Genomic DNA, 17,414 nt, shown 5'->3' on the forward strand with positions numbered 1-17,414 from the left:
AACTTGCCTTTTGCCATGATCTACCCCTCACTAATCGATGCAACAAACAATAAAAATGGTGCCCATGGCGGGAATCGGACCCGCGACCTCTCCCTTACCAAGGGAGTGCTCTACCACTGAGCCACATGGGCGCTTATTCGGCAGCCTAAACCACCAAGCAACAAATCTTTTGGAGCGGGTGAAGGGAATCGAACCCTCGTCATAAGCTTGGAAGGCTTCTGCTCTACCATTGAGCTACACCCGCAAACCGCAACCGAAATCCAGTTACGAACGCCCTCACTGGCTCCAACATTCATTTTGCCGCGATTGGTGGAGGGGGAAGGATTCGAACCTTCGAAGGCAGAGCCGTCAGATTTACAGTCTGATCCCTTTGACCGCTCGGGAACCCCTCCAGAAGCGACAACAGCCCGCTATTATGTCGAGCATTTATGCCCCTGTCAAACACTATTTGTATTCTGCCGCACACCCAGGCTAATCACTAATAACTACAAGAAATCTGGACACAACACCACACTCAGGAACCTGGTGATGTGGCATGCTCAAGCGCCGTCAGCCAAAGCAATGCATACCCCCTACGGTCGCCGCACATCTCGGCAGACGGGCGCAAGCCTCCGCAAAAAGCCGGCCGCTCAGGCCGGCCGAACACGGCGCATTTATGATCATCGGTGAGCTGAATACAGGGAACACCCGCCGGTTTTCCAGCCGGCATCCCAGGCAGGGGTGAAGCAATAGACGGGGCGATGCAGCAGGCACCGCACCCCTCACGACATTCCACGGTTACGCCTTTTGGTAAACCTCAGCGCCCTTCTTGACGAATTCCACGGCTTTTTCCTGCATGCCCTTATTCAAGGCCTCTTGTTCTGAAATACCCTGGCTGGCAGCGTAATCGCGCACATCCTGGGTAATCTTCATGGAGCAGAAATGCGGGCCACACATGGAGCAGAAGTGCGCCTGCTTGGCCCCCTCCTGCGGCAGCGTCTCGTCGTGGAACTCCTTGGCCTTCTCAGGATCGAGGCCGAGATTGAATTGATCTTCCCAACGGAACTCGAAGCGCGCCTTGGAGAGCGCATTGTCGCGAATCTGCGCACCCGGATGCCCCTTGCCGAGATCGGCAGCATGCGCTGCGATCTTGTAGGTGATGATGCCTTCGCGCACATCTTCCTTATCCGGCAGACCCAAATGCTCCTTAGGCGTCACATAGCACAGCATGGCGCAGCCGTACCAGCCAATCATGGCGGCACCGATGCCCGAGGTAATGTGGTCGTAGCCCGGCGCAATATCGGTGGTCAGCGGCCCCAATGTATAGAACGGTGCTTCGTCGCAGTGCTTCAACTGCATGTCCATGTTTTCCTTGATCATGTGCATGGGCACATGGCCTGGGCCTTCGATCATGGTTTGCACGTCATGCTTCCAAGCAATCTTGGTCAATTCGCCCAAGGTGATCAGTTCGGCAAATTGCGCCTCGTCGTTGGCATCGTAGATGGAACCCGGACGCAAGCCATCGCCTAGACTGAAGCTCACGTCGTAAGCCTTCATGATCTCGCAGATGTCTTCGAAGTGCTCGTAAAGGAAAGACTCCTTATGGTGTGCGAGACACCACTTCGCCATGATGGAGCCGCCGCGGGAAACGATGCCGGTCATGCGCTTGGCCGTCATCGGGATGTATGGCAAACGAACACCTGCGTGGATGGTGAAGTAATCCACCCCCTGCTCGGCCTGCTCGATCAAGGTATCGCGGAAAATTTCCCAGGTCAGCTCTTCAGCCTTGCCGTCAACCTTTTCCAAGGCTTGATAGATCGGCACAGTGCCGATGGGTACGGGCGAATTACGGATGATCCATTCGCGTGTTTCGTGAATGTTCTTGCCGGTCGACAAGTCCATCACCGTATCGCCGCCCCAGCGGATCGACCACACCATCTTCTCCACTTCCTCGGCAATGCCGGAAGTAATCGCGGAGTTACCGATATTGGCATTGATCTTCACCAGGAAGTTGCGACCGATGATCATCGGCTCCAATTCGGTATGGTTGATGTTGGCGGGAATAATGGCACGGCCGCGAGCCACTTCGTCGCGCACGAATTCAGGGGTAATGACTGCGGGAATTGCAGCACCGAAGTTCTGGCCCGGATGCTGCTTGAGGAGAAGCTCGCTCAACCCTTCGCGGCGTTGATTTTCGCGGATGGCAATGTATTCCATTTCCGGCGTGATGATGCCCTGGCGTGCATAGTGCATCTGGGTCACATTTTGACCAGCCTTTGCGCGGCGCGGTGAGCGCATCAGGTTAAAACGCAGCTCAGCCAATTCAGGATCGGTCTTCCGCTGATGGCCATAGGTAGAGGTGGGGCCGGACAGCCTTTCCGTATCGTTGCGCTCTTCGATCCACTTGGCGCGCAGCTCGGGCAAGCCGCTGCGGATATCGATCTCAGCTGCCGGGTCGGTATATGGACCGGAGGTATCGTAGATCACGACCGGCGGGTTCTTTTCAGCGCCGAAAGCGGAAGGCGTATCGGACAGGCTCACTTCGCGGAAAGGCACGCGGATATCAGGACGACTGCCGGTCACGTAGACCTTGCGGGATTTCGGGAATGTCTTGACTGCCTCCGGATCAAGCTCAGCGGTGGCATTGAGGAATTTGGGATTGGCGTTCATCAGGTGCTCCAGGAAGAACGTAAGGAGCAGTGGGACACTGCTTCACTTTGTTCTGTTGATTTAAAGTGAAGCAGCTTCGCTGCTTCCCTACGGCGGCATGACCCGCATCAGGTTCGAAGGGTATCTCTCACTGCCGTCGCGGCAGACCCCCAGCAATGCCTGCCAAAGTACTTTAAATATGGAATAATTGCAAGATCGACTCGCTTTAAGGGAATAGGTAGCGGCATGAATCTAGAACAAGCCCGTTTCAACATGATCGAGCAGCAAATCAGGACCTGGGAAGTCCTCGACCCCGTCGTGCTGGACCTGCTCCATCAGGTTCCCCGCGAGGATTTCGTACCCGATCATTACAAAGGCCTGGCCTTCGCAGACCTGGAAATCCCGCTCGGCCACGGGCAATCCATGCTCTCTCCCAAGCTGGAAGCGCGCATGGTGCAAGCCTTGGCACTCAAGCCCAGCGACTCCGTGTTGGAAATCGGCACCGGCAGCGGCTACATGACGGCTTTGCTGGCAAAGCTGTCTAGTCATGTAGATAGCATCGAGATCGTCCAGGAGTTCAGCCACCGCGCTGCGCAAAGGCTCAGCACCCACGGCATTTCCAATATCACGCTGGAAGTCGGCGACGGCGCTCGCAGCTGGGATGCCAAGACTTACGATGTCATCGTGCTGACCGGTTCGGTACCGCTGTTCCCCGAGGATTTTCTCCGTCAGCTCAAACCGGGCGGACGACTGCTGGCTGTCGTCGGCGAGGGTCCGGCCATGGAGGCCATGCTGGCAACTTGCCAGGCACCGGGTGCTTATCAACGCACAACCTTGTTCGAGACCAGCGTCCCGGCATTGAAAAACGCGCCGCAACCTACCCGCTTTGCTTTCTAAAACCTGAGCAGAACCAAAAGAACAGCCTGTGACCGATTTACCATACAAGATCAAAAAAACGTCCCGTTTAGTCGTCTTTTGCATCGCCTCGTTCGCCGTCAATAACACGTTTGCAAGCCCTGAAACGCAATCGCTGCTCGATCTTTTTCAATTAGCGAAGGCCAACGATGCAACCTGGGCATCGGCACAATCGAGCAATACGGCGGCCCAGGAAAAGGCTGTTCAGGGCAAAGCCCTACTGCTGCCGTCCGTCACATTGGGAGGCTCTGCGACTCAAACGTTCAGCGATGCGGAATACCCAGGACAGCATGCCTTGATCAACAATGCCCGGAGCACTTCCGGCATTAGCGAGACAGAGAACTACCACACCTACAGCTACAAGCTGAGCATTTCCCAGCCGCTATATCGCAAGCAAAATTCCGTCAACTACGAGCAATCCAAAATTCAGGTAGCGCAGGCGGACGACCAGCTGGGCTTCGCACTGCAGGATCTCATCCTGCGCCTGGCGCAAGCTTATTTCGACATGCTCCTGGCGCAAGACACGATCGACCTCAATGAGGCGCAAAAAGCGGCCATTTCAAACCAGCTTGAGCAGGCCAAGGTCAGTTTCGAGGTAGGCACGGCCACCATTACCGACGTCAACGATGCCCAGGCACGGTACGACCTCGTGGTGGCGCAAGGCATCTCCGCTCGTAACGACCTGGAGGTCAAGAAACAAGCCACGCAGCGCATTATCGGCCAATTGCCTACGCGCATTGCCATCCTCAATACAAAGCCTCAGTTCAAGCCGCTTGATCCGGCGAGCATGGATCAGTGGGTTGAAATCGGCGAGCGCGAAAACCTCAAACTGAAGATCCAGCAGCGCGCTTTGGAGATCGCCAACCAGGAAGTGGAAAAAACCCACGCCGGACACTATCCCACGCTCGACCTGGTCGCCAATTACAACGGGCAAGACAACAGCGGCTCCATCAACGGGCCACAATACCGCAATAGCATTTCAACCGCAGACATTGGCCTGCAAGTGCAAGTCCCGCTCTATCAGGGGGGCGCCATCACTTCCCGCGAACGCGAGGCGGTGGCAAACCAGCAGAAAGCGCGAGACGATCTCGAAGCCGCGCGTCGCCAGGTTGATTACGACGTCCGGCAGGCCTTCCTAGATTTCACCAGCCGACTGTCTCAGGTATCCGCCTATGAGCAGGCGCTGAACTCCAGTCAAACCTCGCTCGAATCGACCCAACTGGGCTACGAAGTCGGCGTCCGCACCAGCGTAGACGTGCTTAACGCCCAGCAGCAACTATTCACCTCCAAGCGCGACCTGTTGCAAGCGCGCTACAACGTGCTGCTATCAAAGCTCAAGCTGAAATCGGCCTCCGGGCTGCTGACTGAGGCCGACCTTGGCGAAATCGATCAAATGCTGAGCAGGCCATGACGTCGTTAGCCCTGGCGCAAGTCGACGCCAGCCAATTGATAGTCATCGACGTACAGGAGCGCCTTGCTGCCGCCATGACCCAAGATGCCCTGAAGCAAGTCGTCCGCAACTGCAACATCCTGCTCCAAGCAGCACAACTCATCTCCGTACCGACCGTTGTGACCGAACAATACCCCAAGGGGTTGGGTCATACTGTGCCGGAGCTGAACTCATTGATCCCGGCGAGCGGCGCTGTGGAAAAACGTTGTTTTTCCTGCTGCGAAAACATGGAGTTTCAAGCGCGACTCGCCGCGGATCGGCCGCAGGTCATCCTGGCCGGGATGGAAGCGCACATTTGCGTGCTGCAAACGGCGTTGCAATTGAAAGCGCAAGGCAAGACGGTATTCGTGGTGGAAGATGCTGTGCTATCGCGCAATTCCGCCCATCAAACCAATGCCATGCAGCGATTGGCACAGGCGGGAGTCATCGTCAGCAATACGGAATCCGTCGTGTTCGAGTGGCTTAAGATCGCCGAGGGCGAGGCGTTCAAGACGATTAGCCGGCTGGTTCGATAAACTTCTCGATCAAGACCAAGGTGCGCTTGGCCGCGCCGCGATTGGCAGCAGCAAACTTCAATCCTGCGTCCCCCATCTCGCGCCGCGCGCGCGAATCTTCGGCAAGCCGCCGGATTTCCCCCGCAAGCCCGGAAACATCCCAGACCCTGACAGCAGCGCCCTGCATCACGGCTTGCGAGGCGGCTTCCTCAAAATTGAACGTATACGGTCCGACGATCACAGGCTTGCCCTGGGCACAGGCCTCGATCAGGTTCTGCCCGCCGAGCGGCAGCAAACTACCGCCGATAAACGCAACATCGCAAGCCGCGTAATAAGCCGCCATTTCGCCCATGCTGTCGCCCAGCAGGACGTCCACATCCCCCACCGGCACGTTTTGCGAACGTCGCTGATAACTTACGCCTTGTGCTTCCAACAATCCGGCCACTTCGTCGAAGCGTTGCGGATGACGCGGTACCAGCACCAGCAGCAATCCGGGAATAGCTGCGCGCCTGAACGCCTCCAGCACCAGCGGCTCCTCTCCTTCGCGCGTGCTCGCCGCAAGAAATACCAACCGCCCACCGCATAGATGGCCGATATGTTCCCGCTCACCAGCGGGCGCCGCTACGTCGAACTTCAAGTTCCCGGTGACCATCACCTCAGGCGCGCCTAAGTCGCATAGCCGTTGCGCATCCGCCTCGGTTTGGGCGGCGATAGCTGCAAGATCGGTCAGCCCCTCTTCCACCAGCCATCCCAGCTTGGCATACCCCTTGGCAGATTTGGCCGAAAGTCGCGCGTTCACCAGCAGGAGCGGCATCTTGCGTGCGCGGCAGGCGGCGATCAGGTTGAACCACAGCTCGGTTTCCATGATGAGGCCGAGTTGCGGCTTGAAGTGATTGAGAAATCCACGCACCGCAAACGGCAGATCGTAAGGCAAGTAAGCTTGCCTCACGGTGTCGCCGAACAGCTGCTGACCGGCGGCACGGCCGGTCGGAGTACCGTGCGTCAAGACCACTAGATGTTGTGGGTAGCGCTCCTTCAGCAACTTCACGAGCGGCGCGGCGGCATGGGTTTCGCCCACAGAGACCGCATGCAGCCAAATTACCGGTCTTGCAGGCTGCACATCGTAGCGCCCGAAACGTTCGCCGATGTGGTCTAAATACTCCGGCTGACGACGTCCACGCCACAGCAGGCGCAATGGCACCAGCGGCAGCAACATCCAGAGCAAAGCGGTGTAAAGAAGTCGTCCCATAGGTTCGGCATTCTCTCATACACGACCATCGCCCGTGCGCGCCGTTCGACGGTTGTTTAAGTGCCGGGCCCTAGCAGATTTTTCACATCATTCATAGCTTGACTGGCACAACCTAAAGGGTTTAATGTTTCATCTCATCACAATATCTTGTGGTTTAGATTGTTGTATCAAACCACACCTCAACAATACAAGCAGGGAAGGAAGATAGGCATGCTGAAGGCTGTGAAACTCGATCAGGAATTGGAAAAAGAGGTTCCCATGCAACCCGTCTCGCTTGATATCTGGGATAAAAAATACCGCCTGAAATCCAAGCAGGGCGAAATAATAGACAAGGATATCGACGACACGTATCAGCGCGTTGCCCGCGCCTTGGCGGAAGTGGAAACCACCGAGGAAAAACGCACGCACTGGTACGACAAATTCCTGTGGGCCTTGCGTCGCGGTGCCATCCCTGCCGGCCGCATTACCTCGAACGCCGGCGCACTGGAACACAAGCCGGCCACCAGCACGATCAATTGCACGGTCAGCGGCATCATTGAAGACTCGATGGACGGCATCCTGGAGAAAGTCCACGAAGCCGGCCTCACCCTGAAAGCCGGTTGCGGTATCGGCTACGAATTCTCTACCCTGCGTCCGAAAGGCGCCTTCGTTGCCGGTGCTGGCGCGTACACCAGCGGCCCGCTGTCCTTCATGGATATCTACGACAAGATGTGCTTCACCGTCTCGTCCGCCGGCGGTCGCCGCGGCGCACAGATGGCAACGTTCGACATTTCCCACCCTGACGTAGCCGATTTCATCAAGGCCAAGCGCGAAGCGGGCCGCCTGCGCCAATTCAACCTGTCAACGCTGATCACCGCCGAATTCATGGAAGCGGTGAAAGCCGACGCCGAGTGGAAGCTCGCTTTCCCGGTCACCAAGAAAGAAGCAGAAGCCGACGGACTCAATCTGGACGACGCCACGCAAGTGGTCTGGCGCGAGTGGCCGGTCAAGGGCAAATACCTGACGCGCGACACCGACGGTAAGACCGCCTGCCGCGTCTACAAGACCATCAAGGCACGCCGCCTGTGGGACGTCATCATGTCGTCCACGTACGACTTCGCCGAGCCGGGCTTCATCCTGATCGACAAGGTCAACGAGATGAACAATAACTGGTTCTGCGAAAACATCCGTGCGACCAATCCCTGCGGCGAACAACCGCTACCCCCGTATGGTGCTTGCCTGTTGGGTTCGGTCAATCTCACCACCTTCGTACGCGATCCGTTCACCGAGAACGCCCGCTTCGACTGGGACGAGTACAAGCAAGTCGTCGCCATCTTCACCCGCATGCTGGACAACGTGGTGGAAGTAAACGGCCTGCCGCTCGAGCAGCAACGCCAGGAAATCATGCGCAAGCGTCGCCACGGCATGGGCTATTTGGGCCTGGGCTCCACGCTGACCATGCTCAAGATGCCTTACGGCTCGCCGGACTCGCTGACCTTCACGGAAGAAGTCACCCGTGTGATGGCCGAAACCGGCTGGGAAGTGGGCGTGGAACTCGCCGATGAAAAAGGCCCGGCGCCCATCATGGATGAGGAGTTCGAAGTCACCGCCGACATGCTGGCCAAGCGTCCTGAAATGAAGAAAGACGGCATCAAGCTGGGTGATAAGGTGAAGGGCAAGGTACTGCTCGGACTCTATAGCCGCTACATGCAACAGTTTCCCAAGAGGCTGGGCAAGACCATTTCCGAGAAGGGCGTGCGTTTCACGCACCACAGCTCCATCGCCCCGACCGGCACGATTTCCTTGTCTTTGGGCAACAACGCTTCCAACGGCATCGAGCCATCGTTCGCACATCACTACAGCCGCAACGTGATCCGCGAAGGCAAGAAATCCAAGGAAAAGGTCGACGTCTACTCCTACGAGTTGCTGGCCTATCGCGAGCTGATCAACGCCAACGCCATGCCGTTCTCGGACAAGGAAGAGGAAAAGCTGCCGGAGTACTTCGTCGATTCATCCACCATTGCCGCCAAGGCACACGTCGATATCCAGGCCGCCGCGCAGAAGTGGATCGACAGCTCGATCTCCAAGACCATCAACGTACCGACCGACTATCCGTACGAAGATTTCAAGGACATCTACTTCTACGCCTACGAAAAGGGCTTGAAGGGCTGCACCACCTTCCGCTTCAACCCGGAGGCCTTCCAGGGCGTGTTGGTCACCGAGAAGGACCTGGAAAACACCACCTACAAGTTCACGCTGGAAGACGGCACGGTGGTCGAAGCCAAGGGCAACGAGGAAATTGAGTACGACGGCGAGATCCATACCGCAGCAAACTTGTACGATGCGCTGAAGGAAGGCTACTACGGCAAGTTCTAAGCCTTAGCCTTAATACCGAACGCAAAAAGGGCCTGCAATTGCAGGCCCTTTTTGTTGTTATGTGCTGCTTTTATTGGCTTAGTGTTCGCACAGCAAATCGGCACTTTCCTCGCCGCTAGCCGCCATTTTTTCCAGGGAGGCCAACACGGCCAGGCTGGCCGTTTCCATCTCGGCCACCTCCTGGATGGCCAGATTCATGTTGCCGCTGTTCGCGGCACGGACAGCAGATTGCGCAGCATTGTGCACGCGAACATGCGGCGGTTCGACGTCCTGGTAGCCGGGCAGCTTATCGAAACAGGCCTTGCCCTCGCCCTCGTAATACCACTTGCCCAGCCGGCATTCCCGGTGACTGGAAAAAGCCCCTTCATGCTCATCCGAAAGCCCCAGCAAGGCGCGGTAAACCCGGAACTTGAAAATCAGGTGGTCCACCTTGGCCAATTCGCAGAACCCGCGAAGCGCCGAGGCTGCGCTGGTGTACTCCATGTTGCTGGAGATATCCAGCAACTGGCGCATGGCGCCGGCCGCAGCTTCGCCATCCTTGCTGTATACCGCGGAATGTTCGGCCAATTCGTCCATGCGGTCGCGGCTCATGCTGCTGGCTTGAGAAATCTGATCCACCAGCGTGGTAATTTCAGATGTCGCCGTGGCGGTACGTTCCGCCAGCTTGCGAACTTCATCGGCCACCACGGCAAATCCGCGCCCGGCCTCCCCAGCGCGCGCCGCCTCGATCGCGGCATTAAGCGCCAGCAAATTGGTCTGGTCGGCAATCTCCTTGATCATTTGCACAATCGCGCTGATTTCCTGCGCCCGGCTGGCCAACTGCCCCACTTGCTGCGCAGCACCCTGTGAAGACGAAGCCAACGTGGAAAGATTGGCGGCAATGCGGTCAATGGATTCGCGGCTGTTTTCGGTGACATCTTGCGCTTCGACCGCCCGCTCCTTTTCAGCGCGCATCGCTTCGGCAAGAGTGCCGAGAGAAGATTGCGTTTCGCCCAGCGAAACGGCGAAGGTGGAGAAATTGGAAATCAGCGCCTTGAGTTCGTCCTGGCGACGCTGGCAGTCTGTTGCGCGAGCTTCGGCAATTTCCAGCTGCTGCTGGGCTTGAGCCAACGCCGTGTCGCGTGTCTGCAATTCGGACCGCAGCCTCGCGATCTCTAACTGATCTTGCACGGACTGCTTCTTGTTGAAAAAAAACATACTACGGACCTCCCCGATCTTTAGTTATTAAGCCGGCTCCTTGTTTTAGTTGCAGGGCATTCTTTTATTATTCATTGCGTCGGTGGAACCGAGCTTCGAGTGTACTCCAAATCCTAGGAAGTATCCTAGAGCTTATATAATCAAAGGCTTGCTTTGCCGCCATTGCACACCGTCGAGTGTGACGTCCATACCGCCAACATGGAGACCGAGCATATCCAGCAACGGGTCGAGCAAGGTCTTGCCGATCTGGCCCAGCAAGGGGCTCACCACGGAATTGACCATACTGTTGACCAACCCGCCGACACCGATGCCGAGCACCGTAACAGTCAAGGCATTGGACTGCGACAAGGCGTTCTCAAGGCTACCTCCAACCGGGCTGCTGACTGTCTGTGTTTGCGGCAGGTTATCGGTCACTGGATGCGGCACGTCGTAAACCAGGGTTTGTGCGGAAGCCTGGATCGGCAGGTTGAGGCCGAGATTAGCGATGGGGATGCCAAGCAGTGTCGTAATTTGCGCCGTACCCGTGCCGTTGGACCCGGTAAGTGCGAGGCTTGCTATCCCAGGTGTCGCGGCGATCTGCACTTCCGTATTGCCGCCGCTATCGGTAATGCTCTCGAGACCGGCACTTCCCTGTGCAACTTCCAACTTCAACGCCAGATCGATCGCCGCCAGCGCAAGATTGACCTTCACCCCGGCTTGCGCCCGGATTTGCGCCGTATGCAGCGTGGTGCACATGACGCCATTGTTGCCGGCCGGGCCGATCGCCAACTGCGGCGGTTCGATGACGGTCACTAGTGCGTTAACGCTGGTTATGGGCGGGACAGAGACGGCCAGCGGCAAGGTCAGGGCATGCTGGCCGTTCGCCACCATAGCGGCCGTCATGATCAGCGACAAGGCGTTGACGTTAACGTTACCTGCCGCCTGCTTGTCGGGCGAGGTCACGGCCAGCACATCGCCCACGTTCAAGCTCAAATTGCTCACGGTTGCGCTGGCTAGCTGCTGCATAGCTGCAACGGCTTGCGCATTTGCAGTGCCGGAATTGCTCATGGCCGTCGCCGTCAATTGCGCGAAGTCGGCGAGCGACATGTTGCTTGCGAGCAGTTCATCCACCGTACCCACCTGGTTCTGCGCCTTGAGCAAGCCCAGCAACGTCACATCGCTGGCGGCGATGCCTTGATACGAAACCAAATCCAGGTTGAGCGAGCTGCCGAGGAGGTTGCCCATCAGCCCATTAAGCAGACTTGCATCGTCATTCGTCGTCAAGCGTGCCAAAAAGCTCCCGGCACTAAACGCTGCGATGGGTGGATTGGCGCTCGCCACGGCTTCGGCATGCAAGGTGATTTTGCTAGTAAACATGCCCCCGGCCACCAAGCTAGCCGGAACCGTCTGGGTGGCATAGACATGCACGGCTTCCTGGCCCGCTCCCGCGCTGAATTGCCGGATGCCGCCGACCGTCGCGACATTTCCTAGTTCGACCTTGTTGGGGCTCGCGCCCAGGTTGCCCTTGTACCCGTTGTTCACTGCCGCCTGCTGCGCGGCAGCGAGCACATCGGCCAGCGTAAAACCGCAGCCCATATGCTTGGCCGCCTGGATCGCCGCGATATCGGCCACCAGCTGTAATTGCCGCCGCTGCATCCACAGCCGGCCGGAATCCACTGCAAGCGCCGTGAACACCACCGCCAGCATCAGCGTCATCGCGCCCCAGATGCCGATGGCGCCCCGCTGCCGACGAGGGTTACTTGTTGCTCCCCTGGGCATGCTCGTAGCTGGCGGGGATAGGATGGGTAAAGCTCTTGATGTAGCGCTCGTGGATCTTGCTCATGGCTTCGCCCGATAGCGTCTGCCGCTGCTGGGAAGCCGCCTGGCCGGAGCGCTGCAATTCCAGCCATTGCCGGGTGGCCGGGGGTTCCTGCTGGGGTTGCGCCGGGGGCGGCGGTTCTTCGGCATAGGCCGGTATCGCCAGTACCGACAAGATCAACGCGATCCAGCTTGCACTTGGTCTCATTTGGAGTCCTCCGGTTTGGGCAGCGTTTCGGCATCCTCGACGACGACCGCCTTGATGGCGTCTCCGTCGACAGCCGCGTTTGCTGCCGGCTGCTGCGCCAGGAGACGCAAGCGTTCCAGCGTGGCCTCGGTCATACCGAAGCGTTGTGCCATGGCCTGCGCCTTGTCGACATCGCCCAGGCGGCTCAAGAGCATCACCAGGTTGTTGGCGGCGAGCCGGTTTTCCGGTGCAAGCTCGATGGCGGTGAGAAACTCGTGCAATGCAGCTTGCGTGTCGCCCAGCGTCATGAGGGCATAGCCGTAATCGTTGCGGATGGCGGCATCGATGGGCAGGGCCAGACTCGCCGCCTTGAGGTCATCCGCGGCTTCCCGCGTCTTGCCCGCCTTGCTAGCACTCAAGCCCAGGCCCTGATAGGCGTAGCCCGCGACGCAGGTTTTCAAGAGCCGCCGATACAGGGTTTCAGCCTCGTCCGGCCGTCCGGTCTGACGCAGTCCGTCGGCGCGCAACAGGTCGGCTTGGGGTGCCTGGATTTTGGCGGCATCCAGATACGCGATGGCGGCATGCGGCTTACCCGTCGTCAGCATCTGGCGGATCAGCCCGAGCCTGGTGGAGTCAGCCGCCGGCAAGGCCTTGCAGCCGCCTTCCTTTTCCGCCTGCCAGAAATCGCCGGATGCCTGCTTCGGGGCCTTATCCTCGATGGAGGGCACTGCTGCAACGGCCGAACCAGCCATGAACAGACTTAGCACGATAGAACTCGATAGTTTCGCCCTCATCCCTGCGCTCCCTTCAATGCACTCGCTAATCCGATGAACCCCGGCCCGGCGATGAAAATCATGAGCGCCGGGAATAGGAACACCACCATCACCACCGTCATCTTGGCCGATAGTTTGCTCACGTATTCCCGCAGCTCCGAAATCTGGCGCTGCTCCACCAGCTTGGTGTATTCCACCAGCGCATCGCGGACGTTGCCGCCGTAGCGCGTAACCTGCTTCAGCATCGCCACCGTATCGCTCAGTTCCGGCACCTCAAGCGGCGCCGCCATATCGCTCAGTGCATCGGCCCGGTCCTGCCCGGCCTTGATACGGGCCAGGGCCACGCCAAGCTCGGCCGCCATGTTGGGGATCAGGCTTCGCGCCTGTTGGTCGATCACCTGCAAGGTGTGCTCCAGGGACAATCCTGCATCGAACAGCATGCGCAGCAGATGCAGCAAGGTCACCACTTCTCCGCGGATCGCGCGACGTCGCTGCGCCGCCCGCCAGCGCAGCACTCGCCGCATGCCGACGAACACCAAGGCGAAGCCGAACAACATATAGGAAAGCACCTCGGTGCCCTCCTTGCCCGCCATGCCGGCATACATCCCAGCCAATAGTCCGGAGGCCAGCGGTCCCACCCAGGCAGCGGCCAGCATATAGAGCCGCGTACTCTGGTTACCCCATCCCGCTTGCACCAGCAGCCGCTGCATTTCCTCGAGTTCGCCGCTGGAAAACCGCTCCAGCCGGTTCAGCCAGCGTGCCTTGCCATCTTCCCGTTCGAGCCAGACGTGGCTCTTGAGATGCATGCCCTGGTCTTTCAGCGCCTCTGCAAAACGCCGGCTGACGCGCGGCGGGGTACGATCCTGCCGCGTTCCCAGCAACAGCAAGGCCGCGGCCGCAGCCAGCATGGTCATGGCAATCCACCACCCGGCCAGCATGGTCAGACGCTCCTCAACATGCGCCACAAAATCAGCACACCAGCGATCTGGAAACCCAGCGCCAATTCCAGCGTGAGCTGCCCGGAGGGCTCTTTCAGCATGAGATCGAGATAACCGGGGTTGGCCACGATCATGTAGCCCGCCATGCCAATGGGCGTCAGCCCCAATACCCAGGCGGAAATCCGCGTCTCGCCGGTCATCGCCGCAAGCTCCCGCTGCGCCATTTCGCGCTGGCGCACCATCTGCATTACGCTTTGCAGCATCTCCTTGGGGCTGCTGCCGTAGGTACTGCTGATGCGCATGGCCAGGGCGATCAGGTTGAGCTCCTTCAGGCCGTGCAGCGCGGCGGCTTCGCTCAGGGTTTCCGGCATATCGGCTCCGAGATCGGTGGCGCGCACCACGCGCTCCAGCACATGGCTGAGCGGCGCCGCAGCTTCTTCGGCAGCCAGGCGGATGGCGCTTTCCACGCTGCGGCCCGTCCCCAGCGCCCGCAGCACCTGGTCGATGAAAACCGGCACCTGGGTGCGGATCATGGCCAAGCGCCGCTGCAAGCGGGTGTACGGCACCAGGAATCCGATCACGAACACCGCGGAACCGAACAACACCACCGCCCCCACCCAACGCATCCACCACCAGCCCATCAAGGCAAACGTCACAAACAGCGCTGGAATAGCGAGGAAGTGCCAGTCCTTCAGCTCGAACCCGGCATAAATCGATGCCCTTGCCCGTAACTTGTGCCAAGTCGTGAAACGCTTGCCCGGCGGCAGGCCGGTAATAGTGGCGCCGCGCGGCAGGGCCTGGTTGAAGTGATGATCGACCTTCTCGCGCAGGCGCGCCTTATTGCCTGAGGCATACAGCCAATAAGCCAACCCCAGCAGCAAGAGTGCGCTGCTCAGCAACAGCCAGGCAAGTGCGCCTGTCATCGCACGCCTTTCCTAAGAGGCTTAAATATGGGCATCCTCACCAGCGTCCTCCGAACGCCTCACGCAGCTTGGGGTTGGTGGGATTGGTATTGACGGCATGGAACTGCCCACGCGCGACGTCATAAGCGAACAATTCGTTGAGCACGAACTGGTGGTCGCGTACACCGGATACCTCGGCGATCGAGATGACCTTGCGCTGGCCGTTGGGCTGGCGGGCGATTTGCACCACCATTTCCACCGCGGCGGCGATCATCTGTCGCAAGGTGTTTTCGCTGCCCTTGAAGCCGGCCAATCCCGCCAGCATCTCCAGCCGCAGCATGGCATCGCCCGGACTGTTCGCGTGCACCGTGCTCATGCAGCCGTCATGGCCGGTATTCATGGCCTGCAAAACATCCATGACTTCTTCGCCGCGCACCTCGCCCAGGATGATGCGGTCGGGCCGCATGCGCAGGGCATTCCGGACCAAGTCGCGGGCATCCACTTCACCGATGCCGTCGATATTGGCCGGGCGGGTTTCGAGCTGAACGACGTGTTCGTGGTCGAGCTGGAGTTCTGCGGCATCCTCGATGGTGACGATGCGTTCCCCCGGAGGAATGGATCGGCTCAATACGTTGAGCAAGGTGGTCTTGCCTGCGCCAGTCCCGCCGCTCACCAGAATATTGCAGCGTTTTTCTACCGCCGAAGTGAGGAAGTTCAGCATGGCCGCATCGAAGGTATCAAAACGTACCAGATCGACCGCCTGCAATGGATCCTTGCGGAATTTGCGGATGGAAATGCACGGCCCTTTCAACGCCAGCGGCGGAATGATGGCGTTGACGCGGCTGCCGTCTGGCAGGCGGGCATCCACCATGGGGCTGGCCTCGTCGATGCGCCTTCCCAAATGAGAAAGAATGCGTCGGATCACGCGCAGCACATGGTCGTCGTCGATAAAGCGCAGTGAGGTTTTCTCCAGCCGCCCATCGCGCTCGACGTAGATCTGGCGGGCGCCGTTGACCAGGATGTCGTTGACCCGTTCGTCCTTGATCAAGGTCTCCAGCGGGCCGAAACCCGCCAGTTCGTTCACCATGTCCTCGCTCAGGTTCTCGAGATCGTAGCCGCTGACCGGCAGCCGCTTTTCGGCGATGTAGTGCGTGACCTTGTCGCGCACGTAGTTTTCGATCTCCTGGTGCGGCATGTCGAACAGGGCGATGCGGTCCCGTTCGATCTCGCCGATGAGGTGACGATGCAGCTGAAATTTGAGTTCCTGGTAGTCCTCCGCCTGCTTGAGGCCGAAATCGTAGCCGTAGAGTTTGAGATCCATGCTTGCCCCTTACGCCTCTTGCCGCAAGAACAACCAGCGCTTCAACAGGCTCAGGGTGCGCTTACCCGAACCCGCGGCATGCCCTAGGATGTGCTCGGCCAATTTGCGCACACTCACGGCATAAGGATCCCCCGGCGACAGTTCGAACATGCTTTCGCCCGAGTTCATGGTGGCGAGCCGTGCCATGCCGGATGAGGCGAGCGTGCCCATCAACCGCAACCCGAACGACTGCGCGATGCTATCGGCGTCTGGCGGCATGCGTGGCAGATAGCGGTCTACCACCAGCCCGGCACGGTCGAGGTTGATTTTTCTTCGCGCAGAAAGGTCAGGAGTTGCAGGTTCTGGCGGCAGCTCGGCACGCTCTGCTCGATCAACATGAGGATATTGTCGGCGTTGCCGACCAACAGCGTAAGAAACTCCGAGCGTGCCACGCCGCCAAGGTTGACCACGATATGGGCGAAGTGCTGGCGCAACTTGCGCAGCAGGATGTAAACGTCGGCCGAGGTGAACTGGGCGCCGGTCCACGGCTCCTCCGGCATCGACAATACCGCCAACCCGCTCTTGTGCTTGCCGAACCCGGTATCGATCAAGGTGGCGTCGATGCGATGCAGGCTGCGCACGGCATCGATGAAATTGTAGGAAGCAGTCAGCCCCAGGTAGAGCATGGTATCGCCGTGCGGCACGCCGAGGTCGAGCAGCAGCGTCGGCCCGGATTCCTGCAAGGCCAGCGCGAGATGCAGAGCCAATGTCGGGGCATCGGCACCCGGCCGCGCACTGACGATGGCCGTCATGCGACCGCCGGCTTCTGTACTGCCGTTGAGGGCGCCAGCATCCTTGGGCACCAGACGGCGCAACGTGGCAACGACTTCGCTGGGACGCGTGCCGATCTTGATAAAGTCTCTCGCACCGACTCGCATGGCCGCCAGCAAGAGCTCCTGTTCCACTGCTTCGGCAACCACCAGCACCGGCAGCATCGGCTTGGCGGCGATCAATCCCTCGATCAGCATGGCCTCCTGCCGGTAATCTGCCAACGTCATCTGCACGAAGATGCCCGCGGCGCCGATAGCATCGGCGAGTTGCACTACACGCTCGATAGACGGCGCATCGACCGGGATCAGTTCGCCGTGGTCGTCCAGCGCCTGGGTCAGCCAAGTCTTGCACTCGGGCTGTTGCGAAACCAGGATGTAGCTGTTGCGCTCGCTCATGAC

At 59.1% G+C, this 17,414-nt stretch carries 16 protein-coding genes, 3 tRNA genes, 1 pseudogene and 1 riboswitch; of the genes and pseudogenes, 4 read left to right on the forward strand and 16 right to left on the reverse strand.

All coding sequences use genetic code 11. The features are described 5' to 3' along the window. Positions 1-56 precede the first annotated feature (56 nt). The 5 genes from NMK_RS17235 to thiC form a co-directional block, all read right to left on the reverse strand. Positions 57-131: transfer RNA gene (locus tag NMK_RS17235), tRNA-Thr, on the reverse strand. Between the two features lie 39 nt (positions 132-170). Then, positions 171-244: transfer RNA gene (locus NMK_RS17240), tRNA-Gly, on the reverse strand. 63 nt (positions 245-307) lie between these two features. Beyond that, a tRNA-Tyr gene (locus NMK_RS17245) sits at positions 308-392 on the reverse strand. 122 nt (positions 393-514) lie between these two features. After that, a complete protein-coding gene (locus tag NMK_RS18840) occupies positions 515-775 on the reverse strand; it encodes a YkgJ family cysteine cluster protein (protein WP_109017019.1) in 261 nt (86 codons plus the stop codon). A gap of 2 nt (positions 776-777) precedes the next feature. Further along, on the reverse strand, positions 778-2,649 hold the full coding sequence (gene thiC, locus NMK_RS17255) for a phosphomethylpyrimidine synthase ThiC (protein WP_109017020.1): 1,872 nt from the start codon (positions 2,647-2,649) through the stop codon (positions 778-780). A 67-nt stretch (positions 2,650-2,716) separates the two neighbouring features. Further along, positions 2,717-2,810: riboswitch (TPP riboswitch) on the reverse strand. A gap of 64 nt (positions 2,811-2,874) precedes the next feature. Here thiC and NMK_RS17260 point away from each other — a divergent pair. Genes NMK_RS17260 through NMK_RS17270 form a run of 3 tightly spaced genes read left to right on the forward strand, consistent with a single transcriptional unit; the run spans position 2,875 to position 5,508 of the window. Then, positions 2,875-3,525, forward strand: a complete 651-nt coding sequence (locus NMK_RS17260) for a protein-L-isoaspartate O-methyltransferase family protein (protein ID WP_109017021.1) — start codon at positions 2,875-2,877, stop codon at positions 3,523-3,525. A 28-nt stretch (positions 3,526-3,553) separates the two neighbouring features. Then, positions 3,554-4,954, forward strand: a complete 1,401-nt coding sequence (locus NMK_RS17265; protein WP_227871552.1) for a TolC family outer membrane protein — start codon at positions 3,554-3,556, stop codon at positions 4,952-4,954. Next, positions 4,951-5,508, forward strand: a complete 558-nt coding sequence (locus tag NMK_RS17270; protein WP_109017022.1) for a hydrolase — start codon at positions 4,951-4,953, stop codon at positions 5,506-5,508. Before NMK_RS17265 ends, NMK_RS17270 begins: the two co-directional genes overlap by 4 nt. Here NMK_RS17270 and waaA read toward each other — a convergent pair. Further along, entirely contained in the window at positions 5,489-6,736 is a 1,248-nt protein-coding gene (gene waaA / locus NMK_RS17275; protein ID WP_109017023.1) for a lipid IV(A) 3-deoxy-D-manno-octulosonic acid transferase, read from the reverse strand. The two genes, NMK_RS17270 and waaA, sit on opposite strands and share 20 nt — an antisense overlap. A gap of 210 nt (positions 6,737-6,946) precedes the next feature. Between waaA and NMK_RS17280 the strand changes: the two genes are divergently transcribed. Next, positions 6,947-9,091 (forward strand): adenosylcobalamin-dependent ribonucleoside-diphosphate reductase, encoded by a 2,145-nt coding sequence (locus tag NMK_RS17280; RefSeq protein WP_109017024.1) that lies wholly within the window; start codon positions 6,947-6,949, stop codon positions 9,089-9,091. Between the two features lie 78 nt (positions 9,092-9,169). Here NMK_RS17280 and NMK_RS18845 read toward each other — a convergent pair whose 3' ends face one another. From NMK_RS18845 to NMK_RS17320, 10 genes and pseudogenes are all read right to left on the reverse strand, one after another. Further along, positions 9,170-9,667 carry a CZB domain-containing protein gene (locus NMK_RS18845; protein WP_370849069.1) on the reverse strand — a complete coding sequence of 166 codons (498 nt, stop codon included), beginning with the start codon at positions 9,665-9,667 and terminating at the stop codon, positions 9,170-9,172. Next, positions 9,647-9,889, reverse strand: a pseudogene (locus NMK_RS19115) (methyl-accepting chemotaxis protein); the annotation flags it as partial. The pseudogene NMK_RS19115 and the gene NMK_RS18845, both read right to left, overlap by 21 nt. Positions 9,890-10,420: 531 nt before the next feature. Next, complete coding sequence (locus NMK_RS17290) at positions 10,421-11,983, reverse strand: TadG family pilus assembly protein (RefSeq protein WP_227871553.1); 1,563 nt, start codon at positions 11,981-11,983, stop codon at positions 10,421-10,423. A gap of 40 nt (positions 11,984-12,023) precedes the next feature. After that, a complete protein-coding gene (locus tag NMK_RS17295) occupies positions 12,024-12,293 on the reverse strand; it encodes a DUF3613 domain-containing protein (RefSeq protein WP_109017027.1) in 270 nt (89 codons plus the stop codon). Further along, positions 12,290-13,066, reverse strand: a complete 777-nt coding sequence (locus NMK_RS17300; RefSeq protein ID WP_227871554.1) for a tetratricopeptide repeat protein — start codon at positions 13,064-13,066, stop codon at positions 12,290-12,292. The genes NMK_RS17295 and NMK_RS17300 overlap by 4 nt, the downstream gene beginning before the upstream one ends. Then, positions 13,063-13,983, reverse strand: a complete 921-nt coding sequence (locus NMK_RS17305) for a type II secretion system F family protein (protein WP_109017029.1) — start codon at positions 13,981-13,983, stop codon at positions 13,063-13,065. Before NMK_RS17305 ends, NMK_RS17300 begins: the two co-directional genes overlap by 4 nt. A gap of 2 nt (positions 13,984-13,985) precedes the next feature. Then, on the reverse strand, positions 13,986-14,906 hold the full coding sequence (locus NMK_RS17310; protein ID WP_109017030.1) for a type II secretion system F family protein: 921 nt from the start codon (positions 14,904-14,906) through the stop codon (positions 13,986-13,988). Between the two features lie 37 nt (positions 14,907-14,943). Then, complete coding sequence (locus tag NMK_RS17315; protein ID WP_109017031.1) at positions 14,944-16,206, reverse strand: TadA family conjugal transfer-associated ATPase; 1,263 nt, start codon at positions 16,204-16,206, stop codon at positions 14,944-14,946. Positions 16,207-16,215: 9 nt separating this feature from the next. Further along, positions 16,216-16,464, reverse strand: a complete 249-nt coding sequence (locus NMK_RS18855; RefSeq protein ID WP_227871555.1) for a CpaE/TadZ family protein — start codon at positions 16,462-16,464, stop codon at positions 16,216-16,218. A 17-nt stretch (positions 16,465-16,481) separates the two neighbouring features. Beyond that, positions 16,482-17,411: a CpaE/TadZ family protein gene (locus NMK_RS17320; RefSeq protein WP_227871556.1), complete on the reverse strand. Its 930-nt coding sequence runs from the start codon at positions 17,409-17,411 to the stop codon at positions 16,482-16,484. Positions 17,412-17,414: the final 3 nt, after the last annotated feature.

The organism is Novimethylophilus kurashikiensis, from assembly GCF_003112435.1.
Taxonomy (GTDB): domain Bacteria; phylum Pseudomonadota; class Gammaproteobacteria; order Burkholderiales; family Methylophilaceae; genus Novimethylophilus; species Novimethylophilus kurashikiensis.

Bases quoted from the DNA above. Each gene is read 5' to 3' on its own strand.
- NMK_RS17270 (WP_109017022.1), top strand. From the start codon at position 4,951: ATGACGTCGTTAGCCCTGGCGCAAGTCGACGCCAGCCAATTGATAGTC.
- waaA (WP_109017023.1), bottom strand. From the start codon at position 6,736: ATGGGACGACTTCTTTACACCGCTTTGCTCTGGATGTTGCTGCCGCTG.
- thiC (WP_109017020.1), bottom strand. From the start codon at position 2,649: ATGAACGCCAATCCCAAATTCCTCAATGCCACCGCTGAGCTTGATCCG.
- NMK_RS17315 (WP_109017031.1), bottom strand. From the start codon at position 16,206: ATGGATCTCAAACTCTACGGCTACGATTTCGGCCTCAAGCAGGCGGAG.
- NMK_RS17295 (WP_109017027.1), bottom strand. From the start codon at position 12,293: ATGAGACCAAGTGCAAGCTGGATCGCGTTGATCTTGTCGGTACTGGCG.
- NMK_RS17305 (WP_109017029.1), bottom strand. From the start codon at position 13,983: ATGCTGGCCGGGTGGTGGATTGCCATGACCATGCTGGCTGCGGCCGCG.
- NMK_RS17320 (WP_227871556.1), bottom strand. From the start codon at position 17,411: ATGAGCGAGCGCAACAGCTACATCCTGGTTTCGCAACAGCCCGAGTGC.
- NMK_RS17300 (WP_227871554.1), bottom strand. From the start codon at position 13,066: ATGAGGGCGAAACTATCGAGTTCTATCGTGCTAAGTCTGTTCATGGCT.
- NMK_RS17290 (WP_227871553.1), bottom strand. From the start codon at position 11,983: ATGACGCTGATGCTGGCGGTGGTGTTCACGGCGCTTGCAGTGGATTCC.
- NMK_RS18845 (WP_370849069.1), bottom strand. From the start codon at position 9,667: ATGGACGAATTGGCCGAACATTCCGCGGTATACAGCAAGGATGGCGAA.
- NMK_RS18855 (WP_227871555.1), bottom strand. From the start codon at position 16,464: ATGCCGCCAGACGCCGATAGCATCGCGCAGTCGTTCGGGTTGCGGTTG.
- NMK_RS17260 (WP_109017021.1), top strand. From the start codon at position 2,875: ATGAATCTAGAACAAGCCCGTTTCAACATGATCGAGCAGCAAATCAGG.
- NMK_RS17310 (WP_109017030.1), bottom strand. From the start codon at position 14,906: ATGACAGGCGCACTTGCCTGGCTGTTGCTGAGCAGCGCACTCTTGCTG.
- NMK_RS17280 (WP_109017024.1), top strand. From the start codon at position 6,947: ATGCTGAAGGCTGTGAAACTCGATCAGGAATTGGAAAAAGAGGTTCCC.